We start from the raw sequence: 15,484 nt of genomic DNA, 5'->3' as shown, positions 1-15,484 counted from the left end.
TGTGGAACTCTCCAGCCACAAGTCCCGCCAAACCCGGACAGGTTGAGCGACCACTCTTCGTGCTTCTTGGTCTGGACCTCTTGACACCCCGATTGGTCTGGACCAACTTGGACCCGCACAGCGAAGACTCTCGTGCCCTCCCCTCCCTTCCTTCCTGCCCCGGAGGCTTCAGTGGACCGTGCCCCAGGCATACCCGGATCTCGCAGACGGCGGCTCGCGGCATGGTCCGCCGCCGGCGCCCTGGCCCTCTCGGCCGCGGGCCTCGCCACGGCGGCCCCCGCGTCCGCCGCGGACGTCAACAACGTGAAGAACGCGGGCTTCGAGTCGGGCCTGACCAACTGGACGTGCACGTCCGGCAGCGGTACGACGGTCACGTCCCCGGTCCACGGCGGCACCTCCGCCCTGAAGGCGACCCCGGCCGGCCAGGACAACGCCCAGTGCACCCAGTCGGTGGCGGTCAGGCCCAACTCGACGTACACGCTGAGCGCGTGGGTGCAGGGCGGCTACTCCTACCTGGGCGTGACCGGCACCGGCACCACGGACGTCTCGACGTGGACGCCCGACTCGACATCGTGGAAGCAGCTCTCGACGACGTTCACCACGGGCGCCTCCACGACCTCGGTCACGGTCTACACCCACGGCTGGTACGGCCAGGCCGCCTACTACGCCGACGACCTCTCGGTCCACGGCCCCGACGGCGGCGGAGGCTCCGACCCGGCCCCCACGGTCCCCGCGGCCCCGGCCGGCCTGTCCGTCACCGGTACGACCTCCTCCTCGGTCTCCCTGTCCTGGTCCCCGGTGTCGGGCGCGACGGGCTACAACGTCTACCGGAACGGCACGAAGGTCACGGCGGTGACGGGCACGTCGGCCACGGTGACCGGCCTCTCCGCCTCCACGTCGTACACCTTCCAGGTGACGGCGACCAACGCGGCGGGCGAGTCGGCGAAGTCGGCGACGGCGACGGGCACGACGACCTCCGGCACGGGCGGCGGCGGGGGCGGGACCCTCCCCAAGCACGCGGTGACCGGCTACTGGCAGAACTTCGACAACGGAGCCACGGTCCAGAAGCTGTCGGACGTCCCGTCCTCCTACGACATCATCGCGGTGGCCTTCGCGGACGCGACGTCGACACCGGGCGCGGTGAGCTTCTCCCTCGACTCCTCCGGCCTCGGCGGCTACACGGTCGACCAGTTCAAGGCGGACATCAAGGCCAAGCAGGCGGCCGGCAAGAAGGTCGTCATCTCGGTCGGCGGCGAGAAGGGCTCGGTGTCGGTCAGCGACGCGGCATCGGCCACCAACTTCGCCAACTCGGTCTACTCCCTCATGCAGACGTACGGCTTCGACGGCGTCGACATCGACCTGGAGAACGGCCTCAACGCGACCTACATGACCCAGGCCCTGCGCGCCCTTTCGGCGAAGGCCGGATCCTCCCTGATCATCACCATGGCCCCGCAGACGATCGACATGCAGTCGACGTCGAACACCTACTTCCAGACCGCGCTGAACGTGAAGGACATCCTCACGGTCGTCAACATGCAGTACTACAACAGCGGTTCCATGCTGGGCTGCGACGGCAAGGTGTACTCGCAGGGCACGGTCGACTTCCTGACCGCCCTCGCCTGCATCCAGCTGGAGGGCGGCCTGTCCCCGTCCCAGGTGGGCCTCGGCCTCCCGGCCTCCACCCGCGCGGCCGGCGGCGGCTACGTCTCCCCGACCGTCGTCAACAACGCCCTGGACTGCCTGACGGCCGGCACGAACTGCGGCACCTTCAAGCCGTCCAAGACCTACCCGTCCCTGCGCGGCGCGATGACCTGGTCCACGAACTGGGACGCGGCATCGGGGAACGCGTGGTCGAACCCGGTGGGCGCCCACGTGCACGCGCTGCCGTGACCTGACCCTCCTCTCCCCCGGCGCCCGGACCCCTCGGTCCGGGCGCCGTCGTGTGCGGCGGCCGGACTTGAGCGGTCCGCCCCTATCCGTTTTGCCCCGGCTACCGGCCGGTGCCATGATCCCGGGCATGGCTGAACACGGGGGCGACGCCAACGCAACGGGGAATGTCCGCAGGTCACGGCTGTACGACTATGCGGACGTCGCGGTACCGGACCGGCGACCGGAGACCACGGGCGATCCCGGGCGCAGGCGCCGGGAGTTCGCTGCCCTGCTGGGTGAGTTCCGGCGTACGGCCGTGCTGGTTCCGGTGGACGAGGACGACGCTCCCCTGACGGCGGACTTCGGCGGTGTCCGCTGGATCTACGCCTTCTCCCATGAGCATGCTCTGGCCCGTTTCGCGGTGGCGCGGGGCGAGGGCGGCCGGGACTGGGCCTACCAGCGGTGGCTGGGGGCCCGTTTGCTGGACGCGGTGGTGCCGGCGGTGGGTGTGCCGTGTGGGGTGGCGCTGGACTGCGCGGACGGGGACGACGGCATGGTCTTTCCTCCGGTGCGGGGGATCGTGCCGGACGCGGTGGCGGTGGACGTGGAGGGTGTGACGGGGGATGAGCGGTGAGCGGTGAGGATCTGGCGGCGCAGGGGCTCGGCCTGATCGCCAAGGGGCTGACGGATGCGCTGGGCGAGTTGAAGGAGCTGGGCGGTTTCGGCACGTCCGGGGCGGGCCGCGGTTTCGGCGAGATCGCGCTGTCGGGCCTGGAGCTGGGCCATGAGGGGTTGACGGGTGATTTCACGTCGTTCTGCGAGCGCTGGGAGTGGGGGGTTCGGGCGCTGATCGCCGAGGGCAACGGGTTCGCGGAGAAGACGGGCCTGGCGGCGGGGACGTACTACGAGACCGACAAGTACGTCGAGGGCACGGTGAAGGTCGTGGAGAACGCGGCCGTCGGCAACCCGTACGCCTCGGAGAAGGACGTCGAGAAGATGGGCTACGGCGACATCGCCAAGTCGGGTGCGTACGGCGGTGACGTCGACTACAGCGAGGAATCCTTCAAGAAGGCGTGGGCGAACAGCAAGGAGGGCTGGAAGACGGCCGCGGACGATGTGATGACCTCGCACACCATCGGACCGGTGCCGGGCGTGGGTGTGGGCGACCTGGTCGGTGACGCGGACGCCGGGCAGTCGGGCGGTGAGCGCTGATGGGCATCGGCGATGTCACCAACGCTCTGCTGGGCGGTGCCGAGAACCTCTACGACAAGGGCAAGAAGAAGCTCGGCGAGGGCGTCGACTGGGCCACGGACAAGGTCGGCGACAAGCTGGACGAGTACGGGCTGCACAAGTGGGCCGACGTCGTGGAGGACTGGGGCGACGGCATCGCCTCCGACCTGGGCGCGACCCCCGGCGAGCAGCAGCTCGGCCAGAGCGAGGAAGCCAACGAACTCGTCCACGGCGACCCGGCGAAGATCCGGCAGAGCGCCAAGCACCTGCGTGACTTCCACGGCGCGTTCGACAAGGTCAGCCAGGGCCTGAAGAAGGTCGACTCCTCCGGCTGGAAGGGCGAGGGCGGTGACGCCTTCCGCAGGAAGTTCGGCGTCCACCCCGCCAAGTGGGCGCAGGCGGCCGAGGCCTGCAAGACAGCCGCGGCTGCCTTGGATGCGTATGCCGACACCGTGAAGTGGGCGCAAGGGCAGGCCGGTGAGGCCGTGGAGCTTTACAAGAAGGGCGAGAAGGCGTCCAGGACCGCGTTCGACGCCTACCAGGACAAGGTCCGGACGTACCAGGCGAAGGCGAAGGCGGGCGAGGACCCCGGCCCGGACCCGGGGAAGTTCCACGACCCGGGCAAGGACACCGTCCAGGCCGCCCGGCACAAGCTCGCCGAGGCCCGCAAGCAGCGCAACACCGCCGCCTCCGAAGCCCAGGACAAGGTGAAAGCAGCCGTCGCCCACGCCCCGGCCGAACCCCCGCCCCTGGACCGCCTGAAGGGCGACCTGAAGGACGGCGCGGTGTCCACCGGCATCGAACTCACCCACTTCGCCGGAGGCGTCGCCAAGGGCACCGCCGGCCTGGTCAACTTCGTCCGGGGTCTGGACCCGGCGGACCCCTACAACCTCACCCACCCGGCCGCCTACATGCAGAACGTCAGCATGACGCTCTCCGGCCTGACCTCCACCGCCGCCCACCCCGAACGCACCGCCAAAACCATGTGGGAGGAGTTCCGCAAGGATCCCTCCGAGTTCAGCGGACGCATGGCCCCCCAGTTCCTCCTCGGCGACGGCGCCGGGCTGGAAGCGGGACTGGCCCGGAAGGCGGCGGAAGAGGGCGCCGAGCAGGGGCTGCGCAACGCCGCCCGGAACGCGGTGGAAAAGGGCCCGGAGGACGTCTCCCGGCGGCCGGGCGAGAAGGTCTGCGAAAAGGACCCGGTCGACGTCGCGACCGGGCGGATGGTGCTGCCGCAGACCGACGTCTCCCTCCCCGGCGCTCTTCCCCTGTTCCTCAAGCGGCAGTTCGAGTCGTCGTACCGGCTCGGCGGCTGGTTCGGCCCGACCTGGTCCTCCACCCTCGACCAGCGCCTGGAGATCGACGCGCAGGGCGTCGTCTTCGTCGGCGAGGACGGCCTGGTCCTCGCCTACCCGCACCCGGCCCCCGGTGTACCGACCGTGCCCACCCACGGCCCCCGCTGGCCCCTGGACCGAGTGGACGGCGGTTACACCCTCACCGACCCCGAGACCGGCCACGTACGGCACTTCGCCGACCGCTCCGAGACCCTGGCCGTACTGGAACAGATCGACGACCGCAACGGCAACTGGATCACGTTCGAGTACGACACGACCGGCGCACCCCGTGCCCTCACCCACAGCGGCGGCTACCGCCTGCTCCTGTCGACCGCCGACGGCCAGGTCACCGCGGTGCACCTGGCGGGCGCGGCATCGGACGGCACCGACCAGGAACTGATCCGCTACGGCTACACCGACGGCCACCTGAGCGAGGTCTTCAACTCCTCCGGCCGCCCCACGCGCTTCGCCTACGACGCCGAAGGGCGCATCGTCTCCTGGACGGACACCAACGACAGCCACTTCACCTACGCCTACGACGACCAGGACCGCTGCACCCACCAGTCCGGCGCCGCCGGCCACCTGGCATCGACCTTCACCTACGGGCCGGTCGACCCGGACACCGGCGAGCACACCACCACGATCACCGATTCACACGGCCACACCACCCATTACCTGATCAACCGCCGTTGCCAGGTCATCGCCGAGACGGACGCCGTGGGCGCGACCACGCGCTACGTCCGCGACCGCTACAACCGCCTGCTCTCCACGACGAACCCGCTGGGCCACACGACGACGTTCGAGTACGACGAGGCCGGCAACCTCACACGGGCGGTCCGCCCGGACGGCCGCGAGGCAAGGGCGGAGTACAACGACCTCGGCCTGCCGGCGAAGGTGGTGAACCCGGACGGCACGATGATCCGCCAGACGTACGACGAGAGGGGCAACCGCACGTCGGTCACGGACCCGGCGGGTCAGACGACTCGGTTCACGTACACGGAGGCCGGCCACCTCACGTCGGTGACTGACCCGCTGGGCGCAACCACGACGGTCGTCTGCGACCGCGCGGGCCTCCCGGTGGAGGTGACAGATCCGCTGGGCGCGACCACACGCTACGAACGCAACGTCCTTGGCCTCCCGATCACCATCACGGATCCGACGGGCGCCACGACCCGCCTGGAATGGTCCCTCGAAGGCCGGCTGATCCGCCGCACGGCCCCCGACGGCACCACGGAGACGTGGACATACGACGGCGAGGGCAACTGCACGAGCCACACGGACCCCCTCGGCGGGGTCAGCCGCTTCGAGTACACGCACTTCGACCTGCTGACAGCCCGCACGGGCCCGGACGGAGTCCGCTACGAATTCACGCACGACACCGAACTACGCCTCACGGCGGTGACGAACCCGCAGGGCCTGACCTGGACGTACGAGTACGACGCGACCGGCCGCCTGGTACGGGAGACGGACTTCGACGACCGCGCACTGGAGTACGAGTACGACGCAGCGGGCCACCTGCTCTCCCGACGCAACGCACTCGGCGAGGTGACGTCCTTCGAGCGGAACGAATTCGGCCAAGTACTCCGCAAGGATGCGGCGGGCCGCATCACCACGTACGCCTACGACCTGACCGACCAGCTGGCCCAGGCAACGGGCCCCGACGGTACGACGCTGATGCTGCTGCGCGACCGGTACGGCCGTCTGCGCTCGGAGACGGTCAACGGCCGCACCGTGACGTACACCTACGACGTCCTGGGTCGCCGCACCGGCCGCACCACCCCGACCGGGGCCAGGACGACCTGGTCGTACGACGCAGCGGGCCGCCGCACGGGCATGGTGGCGTCAGGCCGGGCGATCGACTTCGCGTATGACGAAGCGGGCCGCGAACTGACCCGGCACATCGGCGGCACGATCGCCCTGAAGCAGACTTTCGACGCCTTGGGCCGCCTCACCACCCAGTCAGTGACCGGCGCCGGGGGTCAGCGGGTCCAGCACCGGGCGTACACGTATCGCGCCGACGGCAACCCGATCCGCATTGACGACCACCTCTCCGGCACCCGCCGCTTCGACCTGGACGCAACAGGCAGGGTGACCGCCGTCCATGCGGCAGGCTGGACGGAGCAGTACGCCTACGACGAGGCGGGCAACCAGAGCATGGCGTCCTGGCCGTCGGAGCACCCGGGCGCAGAGGCAAAGGGACCGCGCGCGTATGCGGGAACCCGCATCACCCGAGCCGGCAACGTCCGCTACGAACACGACGCCCTCGGCCGCATCATCCTCCGCCAGAAAACCCGCCTCTCCCGGCGTCCGGACACCTGGCGCTACGAATGGGACGCCGAAGACCGCCTGACGTCGGTGGTGACCCCCGACGGCACCCGCTGGCGCTACACATACGACCCCCTGGGCCGCCGCACGGCGAAATTCCGCCTCGCGGACCACGGCGAGACGGTCGTGGAGAGGGTGGACTTCACCTGGGACGGCACAACACTCTGCGAACAGACCACGACATCCCTCGGCCTGCCCAACCCGGTCACCCTCACCTGGGACCACCAGGGCCTGCGTCCGGTCTCCCAGACGGAACGCATCACCGCAGCGGAAGCCCCCCAGCAGGAAATCGACTCCCGCTTCTTCGCCATCGTCACCGACCTGGTCGGCACCCCGAGCGAGCTGGTGGACGAGCAGGGCGGAATCGCCTGGCGCACCCGCAGCACTCTGTGGGGAACAACGGCGTGGTCGACGGACAGCACGTCCTATACCCCCCTACGCTTCCCGGGCCAGTACTACGACCCGGAAACCGGCCTCCACTACAACTACTTCCGCCACTACGACCCCGAAACCGCCCGCTTTGTCACGCCCGACCCACTGGGACTCACGCCCGCGCCACACCCCGTCACCTATGTCCACAACCCCATCACGTGGTCTGATCCCCTGGGGCTGGGACCCTGCCCGAGGGGTGAGCACAGCAATCCCTTCGAGAAGCGTGAAGACGCGGAGAAGGCGGCGTTTGATCTTGCCGGAGTTCCCTACGGTGAAGAGCCCATCGCTCAGTGGGTTGTCACCGGAAACGAGAGATTGAAGCACGCTCCAGGTTACGTCCATTCGCCGGATCCAACCCACTGGGGAAATTTCCGACAATTTGAAACAGAAAGCGGATCACGGGTGGTGGTGGAGCACACTCACGACCCGAAAGGCCCCCACTTCCACGCAGGCAAACCGAAGGTCGACGACACCCGGAACTTCGTGAACTTCGGATGGGACAACTCGAAGGTGCAGCGCCCCGACGGAAAATTTGGCTACCCAGAGAGCATGGAGAGGTATGGCAAGATAAACAAACCGGGGGGCGATCACCATCTTTTCTATAAAGCCAAGTGAATGTCATAAATATTCAACGGAGAACAGGGAATGCAGAAGCGTCAGCGTGGCCAGGAGTGGTTGGAAGTATTGGAACGCTGCCACCTTGAAGTGATGTGCGGGGAGGAGACCAAGAGCGTTCCGCCGGTACAGGCCGCCATCTACGCCGTCAGCGGATTCGACGTCAGACCTGCTGCAGCCATCCCCACAGCATCGGCCGGCGCCGCCGACGAGCTCGATCTAATGTGGCATCACTTCGCAGCGGCGGTGTCACTCTACGACAACGAGAACGAGTTCCTCATTCTTCCGCCGGTGTCCGGCGCCAGCAGGATCGGGTGGGTGAGAGTAAGAGATTCCCTCGGCGAGAAATTGCCCTCACGCATTTCTAGTGTGACGGGTTCACCTGAGTTCGTGGCCTTGTCCATCGATGGTCGTCGCCTTTGTGCCGCCTCGGTCGAAGAAGATGACTACTGGGTGGTTGTGCATGATTTCACGGAAGACGCAACGGCCCCGTGAGGCATGACAGCCAGGTCCCGGCCCGCGAAGTTGACTCGTGCCTGCGAAGCGGCAAACGCGGGACAAGAAGACTGCGGTACGTTCTGTCCACCGCCTGGAGCGCAGGTCTCGTAAAACCTCTGCGCCAGGTCGACAAGCCGAGGATCGGCGACTGAGCGAAATTCGCGGCGCCTCTCTGTCTTCACCCGTATCCCGTCTGCCCCCCCCTTTCGCTCTTAGCGCCGGTCGGGTATCAGCCGCCTGGGAGCTACACCATAATCGGTAACAGTTCGAAACCCAAAGAAAGGGTAAGGAGTCCGTGACGTTCGGTCCGCCGCCCGGCGGTTTTCCTCCTCCCCCGCCCTCCGCCTGGGCCCCTCCGTCAGAGGTCGAGCAGGCGCTGTTCGAGGCCAAGTCGCGTGCGGACTGGGCGGCGTACTTCGGAACGCTCGCGCAGAGCAGGCTGTTCTTCGAGATACAGAAGGACAAGGCGGATGCCACACCCAGTGCGACGTACGCCGTCTTCGGGTACGACCCGCGCGTCGCCGGCGGACGGATCCGGGCCGTGTACACCGAGGGCATGCTGCCCGCACCGGAGCCACACCGCGTGTTCGACTGGAACTACCTGGAATGGTTCGCCAAAGTGTGGCAGCCGACCGATCCACCGGTGATCGTCGTCAACCCCGGAAGCCCTTGCGAGGCGTTCCTCCCCTCGGCGCCCCCGCACTCGGCGGCGTGGGCCCGGTACGGGGAGCAGGCTCCCGCCCAGGAGCAGTCGCCGCGTCTTCGCACTCTTCGTATCGGCGGCCCCCTGCACGGCCCCGCCGCCCACGGCCTCGCCTGTGGGGCCCTCCTGTGCGTGAACAACGATTCCTTCTGGAACGGCATGGCCTCGCACGGCGAGGGCTATCCCAGGGAACGAAAACAGCTACGGGAGTGGTGGGGCATCACCAGTCGCGAGGAGTGGCTGTCCGCCCTCAACGGCCTGCTCACCGCTGAATCACACAGCATGGTATGGGACTTCGCCATCGGTCTGCGCCGCACCATCGCCCGGGACTTCGGCGGACATGTCGACGTGGGGTACTGGAAGCAGTCCGTGGCCAACGTCATCCGCGCGAACTTCCAGGGCTCCGCCGTGGTCACCGAGGACGGCGTCACCAAGACCGAACCCCGGCCCGAGTCCGAGGTCGAGGCCCGTATCGAGGGGTTACAACGACTCATCGGGCGGATCACCCGCTACGAGGCCCGCATGCGCGCCGACGGTGTTTTGGGTGAAAACCAGTACGTCTCGTCCGTCGACGCCTGGGACCTCGGGCGCGCCTCGAACATGGCCCGGTGGGGACTCGCGGCCCGTTTCGGGACCCTAAAGGAGGCCGAGTCCGCCGTCATCCAGGCCGGGCGGGCCTCCGCCTTGGCCTACAAGTCGTGGCAGGACTTCGCCGCCGGCTTCATCCTCGGGCGCTCCCTCCACTTCGACGAAGAGGAGTTCGGCAGCTGGTACCAGGACATGGTCAAGGCCCATCACATCCTCGTGTCCGACCCCGGCAGCCCCTGGCTCAACATCCCGTTCCGCTGACGGCCGCCTGCTCGATCCCGGTGGCGTGCGGCGCCCGCCCTCACGCCACCCCCAGCTCACACCACACGTACTTCCCCCGGTCCCCGAACCGAGCCGACGGCTGCCACCCCCAGTACTCCGCGCAGGCCGTCACCAGCCCCAGCCCCCGGCCCTCCTCCCGCTCCAGCACCCGCTCCAACGGCACCGGCGGCTCCGGCGGCTCCGGGTCCGTGTCCCACGCCCCGATCCACACCAGCCCCTCCGCCGACCTGCGCACCCGCAACGCCGCAGGCCCCTTGGTGTGCCGCACCGCGTTCGACACCAGCTCCGTTGCGAGGAGTTCCGCCGTGTCCACCAGCCCCGTCAGGCCGTGCAGGGTCAGGATCACCCGCAACGTCTGGCGGCAGACCGTCACCGCTCTCAGGTCGTTGGGGATGTAGAGCGTGTAGTCCCAGGTGTCGTCGGTCTCAGGGTTTTCAGGCATGCGTCATCAACTCCGATCAGTGAGGGGGGATTTGGCGCGCGGTGGCATTGCCGCAGCCGTCATGGCAGGACGGCGCGGTGCGCTTCCGCAGCGTGTGCGTTACGTCACCGACGGTAGGTCATAAATTTCATTCGCGGCAAGCCGGTCGCTTAATCTTGCCCCCGAACGAGTCCCATCCCCAGGGACGTTGAGGAAAGAGGACGCCGGTGCCGGCACGACGGAACCCCACAGCACGCCAGGTTCGCCTGGGCGCCGAACTGCGGAGACTTCGCGAGGCCGCAGGGCTCAAGGCGACGGAGGCGGCCGCCCAGCTCGGGGTGAACTCCGTACAGATGAGCCAGATCGAGTCCGGCATCGCAGGAGTGAGCGAGCAGCGCGTACGCCGGCTCGCCGCCAACTACGCCTGCTCGGACGCTGTCCTGATCGATGCACTGGCGGCCATGGCGACGGACCGTACGCGGGGATGGTGGGAGGAGTACCGAGGTGTGCTCCCGGCCGCGTACCAGGACCTCGCCGAGCTGGACCATCACGCCCGCTTCCGCAAGGATGTCGCGGTCATCCACGTGCCGGGGCTTCTCCAGACCGAGGACTACGCCCGGGCGCTCTTCGCTTACATGAACCCGGAGTTCCCAGAGAGCGAGGTGGCCCTTCGCGTGGAGCACCGGATGAAGCGGAGGGTCGTCATCGACGGGCCCGATCCCATCCCGTACGAGACCGTCATCCACGAGGCGGCGCTTCGCATCCGGGTGGCCGGGCGCGCCGCATCCCGGGCTCAACTCGGTCGCATCCTTGAGCTGTCCGAGGCGGAACACGTCACCGTACGCGTCGTTCCCTTCGCACTGGACGACTTCGCGGGCGCCGGAAGTGCCATGGTGCACCTCGGCGGAGCAGTTCCCCGGCTGGATACCGTCGTGCGCGACGCGCCACACGGCACGGCGTTCATCGACTCCGAAGCACAGCTGGAGCACTTTCGAAAGCTCTTCCGTAAGGTGAGGGAGGAAGCGCTGACCCCCGAGCAGTCGCGCGACCTCATCCAGCAGGTGACGAAGGAGCTGTGAGGGCCGGCATGATCACTCCCGCCTCGTGGAAGAAGTCGTCCTTCTCCGGCGGAGGTGAGGGGAACGACTGCGTCGAAGTCGCCCACCTCGACACCCACATATCCGTCCGCGACTCAAAAACCCCCACCCGCGCCACCCTCACCTTCCCCGCACCCGCCTTCACCTCCTTCATCGAAGCCGTGAAGGCGGCCCCGGCTTCGGCGTGGCTGAACTGAGAGGCGCCCTGTTCACCGAGGTCCAGGGCGTGGGACGCGGGCACGGGGGGGCGACGTGCCGCTGGTGGCCCCTGAGGGGAGCCCCCGGTCCGGCTGACCGGTGACGCGGTCGTCAGGATGGCGCCCGGCCACGTCCTCATCGCTGTCGTCGGGAGGTGGGGCGAGCGGGTGGCCCCACACCGCGCCGACCCGCTCCGTCCCGTTTCGGTCGGACTTCTTGGCATGTACTTGATCTGATCATGTCAAGGCCGCACCATGAGCGCCAACCGCACAGCGAACCCACAGGGTCCCCAAGAAGGCCCCGGTCGGGTTCGTATCCGCACGTCGCACGGGAACATCCCCACCTCCACCCCCACAAGGAGAGTTCATGCGACTTCGCATCCGCGGCTCCGGCGCGCGCGGCGGCAGACGTACCGCCGCTCTCGGTGCGCTGCTGGCGCTCGCCCTCGCCGCTCCGGTCTCGGCCGGTCTCGACCATGCCAGTGCCGACGGGGTACGCAGGGTCGGGCCGGCCGGCGACGACGTCCGGCAGTACGAGATCCATCAGGGCACGAACGCCGTCACCCGTACGGCCATCCAGGCGACCGGTGTCACCGTCGACGAAGCCGACGAGGAGAGTGTCGTCGTCTCCGGGCGGGCCGAGCAGATCGGCAGGCTGCGCCGGATGGGGTACGACGTACGGCCGCTGGGGGACGTGCCGCAGCGGAGCGGGGCGCGGCTCTACGACTTCCCCAGCGCCGACGCGAAGTACCACAACTACGCCGAGATGAACGCCGAGATCGACCAGCGGCTCGCCGCCTACCCGGGCATCATGAGCAAGCGGGTGATCGGGAAGTCGTACCAGGGCCGGGACATCGTCGCCATCAAGGTCAGCGACAACGTCGGCACCGACGAGGACGAGCCCGAGGTGCTGTTCACCGCCCACCAGCACGCGCGGGAGCACCTGACCGTGGAGATGGCGCTCTACCTGCTGCGTGAACTGGGCGCGGGGTACGGGTCCGACCCGCGGATCACGAACATCGTCAACAGCCGGGAGATCTGGATCGTTCCCGATCTGAACCCGGACGGCGGTGAGTACGACATCGCCAGCGGGTCGTACCGGTCGTGGCGGAAGAACCGGCAGCCCAACTCCGGGTCGTCATACGTCGGGACGGACCTCAACCGGAACTGGAACTACAAGTGGGGCTGCTGCGGCGGGTCGTCGGGGTCGAAGTCCTCCGAGACCTACCGCGGGTCCGCCGCCGAGTCCGCGCCCGAGGTGAAGGTCGTCTCCGACTTCGTGCGCAGCCGGGTCGTCGGGGGCAGGCAGCAGATCAAGGCCGGCATCGACTTCCACACCTACAGCGAGCTGGTGCTGTGGCCGTTCGGGTGGACGTACAACGACACCGCCACCGGGATGACCGCGGACGACGCCGCCGCCTTCAAGGCCGTGGGCCAGAAGATGGCCGCCAGCAACGGGTACACCGCGGAGCAGTCAAGCGACCTGTACATCACCGACGGGTCCATCGACGACTACCTCTGGGGTGTGCACAGGATCTTCGACTACACCTTCGAGATGTACCCGACGTCCAGCTGGGACGGAGGGTTCTACCCGCCCGACGAAGTCATCGAGCGGGAGACCTCCCGGAACAAGGACGCCGTGTTGCAGCTGCTGGAGAACGCCGACTGCATGTACCGGTCGATCGGGAAGGCCGACCAGTACTGCGGCTAGGGGTTACGCCTCCTCGAAGTAGGCGTCGAGCACCGCGTCCAGCTGCTCGTCCCACTCCTTGAACCGCGCCCTGGCCGCCGCCTCGATCTCGATCGGGTACCAGCGGCGGTCGGGCGTGTGCACGGTGATCGTGTAGCGCTTGCCGAAGCGGGGCGACTCCGTCTCGACGGCGGCGATCTCGTCCCATCGGAACTCGCAGGTCTCCTCGTCCAGGCTGAGGCGGACGCCCCTGCTGTCGGCCACTATCCGCGCCCGGCGGTCGGAAGCCTCGAAGATCGGGCCTTCGGCCGCGTGCTCGTCGGTCGCCGGTTCGCCGGACGCGCCGTCGACCGGGGCGTCGGTGTCCTTGACCAGCTCCTCGGCGGGGCGCGCCGGCTCCTCGGCCGCCGCCTTCCCGGACTTCAGCTCCCCAGCCGTCGCCTCCACGGGATCCGGCTCCTTCGACACCGGCTCCCCCAGTGTCGGGCCCGTGATCCCCGGGATGTACGCCGGGTCGAAACCGGCGCCCGTGACAGGCTCGGCCTTCAACGGCTCGGCCTTCGACGGCTTGCTGCTCGATCCTATGCGCTGCTCCACGGCGGCAGTATGGACGACTTTCCTGTGCCGGAACCAGTCAGCTCACGAACACGCCGGCCACCGCCGCCACCGCGAACCCCGCCAGTGACAGCACCGACTCCAGGACCGTCCAGGTCCGCAGCGTGTCGCGCTCGCTGATGCCGAAGTACTTGGCCACCATCCAGAAGCCGCCGTCGTTGACGTGCGAGGCGAAGATGGAGCCCGCCGAGATGGCCATGATGACCAGGGCGGTGAAGGCCTGGGAGTGGTGATCCTGCGTCAGCAGTGGGGCCACGATGCCCGCCGTCGTCACGATCGCCACCGTCGCCGAGCCCTGGGCGACGCGCAGGACCAGTGAGATCAGGTAGGAGAGGACGATCACCGGCAGGCCCACGTCGTGGAAGGTGTCCGACAGTGCCTGGGCGACACCGCTCGCCTTCAGTACGGCGCCGAAGACGCCGCCCGCGCCGACGACCAGCAGGATGTTGCCGACCGGCTTCAGGGACGCCGTGGAGACCTTCTCCAGCGACGTGCGGGACCAGCCGCGCCGGATGCCGAGGACGTAGTAGGCGAGGAGCAGGGCGATCGTCAGGGCCACGAAGGGGTGGCCGAAGAACTCGATCACCGAGCGGGTACGGGACGCGTCCAGGGTGATCGAGGAGAAGGTGGCCGCCAGGATCAGGATCAGCGGCGTACCGACGATGGCGAGGACCGCGCCGAGGGCGACCGGCTGTTCCCCGGGGCCGGTCCCCCCGGTCTGTTCGGCCCGCACCGCGCGCCGGGCCTCCTCCGCCGCCTCCGCCATGTCCCGCGGTACGGCGACGAAGACGCGCCGGCCGATCCAGGCGGCGTACGCCCAGGCGGCCAGGACGGCCGGGACACCGCAGACGGCGCCCATGAGGATCACCCAGCCCAGCTGGACGTGCAGCAGTCCGGCCGCGGCCACCGGGCCCGGGTGCGGGGGCAGGAAGGCGTGGGTCATCGACAGTCCGGCCAGCAGGGGCAGGCAGTACAGGAGGATCGACCTGCCGCCGCGCTTCGCCGCCGCGTAGACGATCGGGGCCAGGACGAAGATGCCGACGTCGAAGAAGACCGGTATGCCGAAGACCAGGCCCGTCAGGCCCATCGCGAGAGGGGCCCGGCGCTCGCCGAACAGGGCCAGCAGGCGCCCGGCCAGGACCTCGGCGCCGCCGCTGACTTCGAGGATCGCGCCGAGCATCGTCCCCAGGCCGATGATGATCGCCACATGGCCGAGGATGCCTCCCATGCCGGACTCGATGGTGGACACCGCGTCGGAGCGCTGGACCGTGCCGAAGAGTTCGGTGACCGACAGGCCCGCCAGCAGGCCGACGGCCACGGAGACGGCGAGCAGGGCGACGAACGGCTGGAGCCTGACCTTGATGATCAGGAAGAGGAGCAGGGCGATGCCCACGGCGGCGACCGTGAGCAGTCCGGCCGTGCCGTCGACGAGGAGGAGCAGTCCTCCGGTGTGGGGCGGGGCGGTGGGAGCGGGAGCGGCGAGGAAGTAGGACATACGGGGGTCCTCTGCGTAAATGCATGCTGCTTTCGGGCAGGGGGGATCGCGGCACGGCGCCGGGAGGGCGCCGTGCCGGAGAGGGCGTGCGTG

Annotated in this window: 12 protein-coding genes; 9 read left to right on the top strand and 3 right to left on the bottom strand. The window is 68.6% G+C overall.

Translation table 11 applies throughout. The features are described 5' to 3' along the window. Nucleotides 1-171: 171 nt before the first annotated feature. From ACZ7N4_RS09560 to ACZ7N4_RS09535, 6 genes are all read left to right on the top strand, one after another. Nucleotides 172-1,890 (top strand): chitinase, encoded by a 1,719-nt coding sequence (locus tag ACZ7N4_RS09560; protein WP_471355695.1) that lies wholly within the window; start codon nt 172-174, stop codon nt 1,888-1,890. Nucleotides 1,891-2,017: 127 nt separating this feature from the next. Then, nucleotides 2,018-2,503, top strand: coding sequence for a hypothetical protein (locus ACZ7N4_RS09555; protein ID WP_471355692.1), 486 nt, complete (start codon nt 2,018-2,020; stop codon nt 2,501-2,503). Continuing rightward, complete coding sequence (locus ACZ7N4_RS09550) at nt 2,500-3,081, top strand: hypothetical protein (protein ID WP_471355690.1); 582 nt, start codon at nt 2,500-2,502, stop codon at nt 3,079-3,081. Before ACZ7N4_RS09555 ends, ACZ7N4_RS09550 begins: the two co-directional genes overlap by 4 nt. Then, entirely contained in the window at nt 3,081-7,805 is a 4,725-nt protein-coding gene (locus ACZ7N4_RS09545; RefSeq protein ID WP_471355688.1) for a putative T7SS-secreted protein, read from the top strand. Before ACZ7N4_RS09550 ends, ACZ7N4_RS09545 begins: the two co-directional genes overlap by 1 nt. Nucleotides 7,806-7,835: 30 nt before the next feature. Further along, the gene (locus ACZ7N4_RS09540; protein WP_471355685.1) at nt 7,836-8,300 is read left to right on the top strand and encodes a hypothetical protein; all 465 of its coding nucleotides are present in this window, start codon (nt 7,836-7,838) and stop codon (nt 8,298-8,300) included. Between the two features lie 298 nt (nt 8,301-8,598). Beyond that, entirely contained in the window at nt 8,599-9,855 is a 1,257-nt protein-coding gene (locus ACZ7N4_RS09535; RefSeq protein WP_471355683.1) for a DUF1266 domain-containing protein, read from the top strand. Between the two features lie 40 nt (nt 9,856-9,895). Here the strand turns inward: ACZ7N4_RS09535 and ACZ7N4_RS09530 are convergent, their stop codons facing one another. After that, entirely contained in the window at nt 9,896-10,318 is a 423-nt protein-coding gene (locus ACZ7N4_RS09530; RefSeq protein ID WP_471355679.1) for an ATP-binding protein, read from the bottom strand. 206 nt (nt 10,319-10,524) lie between these two features. On the opposite strand from ACZ7N4_RS09530, the gene ACZ7N4_RS09525 reads away from it, so the two are divergent. The 3 genes from ACZ7N4_RS09525 (at nt 10,525) to ACZ7N4_RS09515 (ending at nt 13,302) form a co-directional block, all read left to right on the top strand. Next, entirely contained in the window at nt 10,525-11,376 is an 852-nt protein-coding gene (locus ACZ7N4_RS09525; protein WP_471355677.1) for a helix-turn-helix domain-containing protein, read from the top strand. Nucleotides 11,377-11,384: 8 nt separating this feature from the next. Next, a complete protein-coding gene (locus ACZ7N4_RS09520; protein ID WP_471355674.1) occupies nt 11,385-11,591 on the top strand; it encodes a DUF397 domain-containing protein in 207 nt (68 codons plus the stop codon). Nucleotides 11,592-11,958: 367 nt separating this feature from the next. Further along, nucleotides 11,959-13,302 carry a M14 family metallopeptidase gene (locus ACZ7N4_RS09515; protein WP_471355672.1) on the top strand — a complete coding sequence of 448 codons (1,344 nt, stop codon included), beginning with the start codon at nt 11,959-11,961 and terminating at the stop codon, nt 13,300-13,302. A 3-nt stretch (nt 13,303-13,305) separates the two neighbouring features. Here ACZ7N4_RS09515 and ACZ7N4_RS09510 read toward each other — a convergent pair whose 3' ends face one another. Continuing rightward, nucleotides 13,306-13,878 (bottom strand): hypothetical protein, encoded by a 573-nt coding sequence (locus tag ACZ7N4_RS09510; RefSeq protein WP_471355670.1) that lies wholly within the window; start codon nt 13,876-13,878, stop codon nt 13,306-13,308. A 37-nt stretch (nt 13,879-13,915) separates the two neighbouring features. Then, complete coding sequence (locus ACZ7N4_RS09505) at nt 13,916-15,391, bottom strand: GntP family permease (RefSeq protein WP_471355668.1); 1,476 nt, start codon at nt 15,389-15,391, stop codon at nt 13,916-13,918. Between the last annotated feature and the right edge of the window lie 93 nt (nt 15,392-15,484).

Source organism: Streptomyces sp. NPDC107654 (genome assembly GCF_055639035.1).
Note: the sequence above shows the minus strand (reverse complement) of the source record. Positions and strands in the feature narration are given on the sequence as shown.

What these genes read in the sequence shown, in the direction of transcription:
- ACZ7N4_RS09555 (WP_471355692.1), top strand. Translation starts at nt 2,018, where the DNA reads ATGGCTGAACACGGGGGCGACGCCAACGCAACGGGGAATGTCCGCAGG.
- ACZ7N4_RS09545 (WP_471355688.1), top strand. Translation starts at nt 3,081, where the DNA reads ATGGGCATCGGCGATGTCACCAACGCTCTGCTGGGCGGTGCCGAGAAC.
- ACZ7N4_RS09540 (WP_471355685.1), top strand. Translation starts at nt 7,836, where the DNA reads ATGCAGAAGCGTCAGCGTGGCCAGGAGTGGTTGGAAGTATTGGAACGC.
- ACZ7N4_RS09530 (WP_471355679.1), bottom strand. Translation starts at nt 10,318, where the DNA reads ATGCCTGAAAACCCTGAGACCGACGACACCTGGGACTACACGCTCTAC.
- ACZ7N4_RS09520 (WP_471355674.1), top strand. Translation starts at nt 11,385, where the DNA reads ATGATCACTCCCGCCTCGTGGAAGAAGTCGTCCTTCTCCGGCGGAGGT.
- ACZ7N4_RS09515 (WP_471355672.1), top strand. Translation starts at nt 11,959, where the DNA reads ATGCGACTTCGCATCCGCGGCTCCGGCGCGCGCGGCGGCAGACGTACC.
- ACZ7N4_RS09505 (WP_471355668.1), bottom strand. Translation starts at nt 15,391, where the DNA reads ATGTCCTACTTCCTCGCCGCTCCCGCTCCCACCGCCCCGCCCCACACC.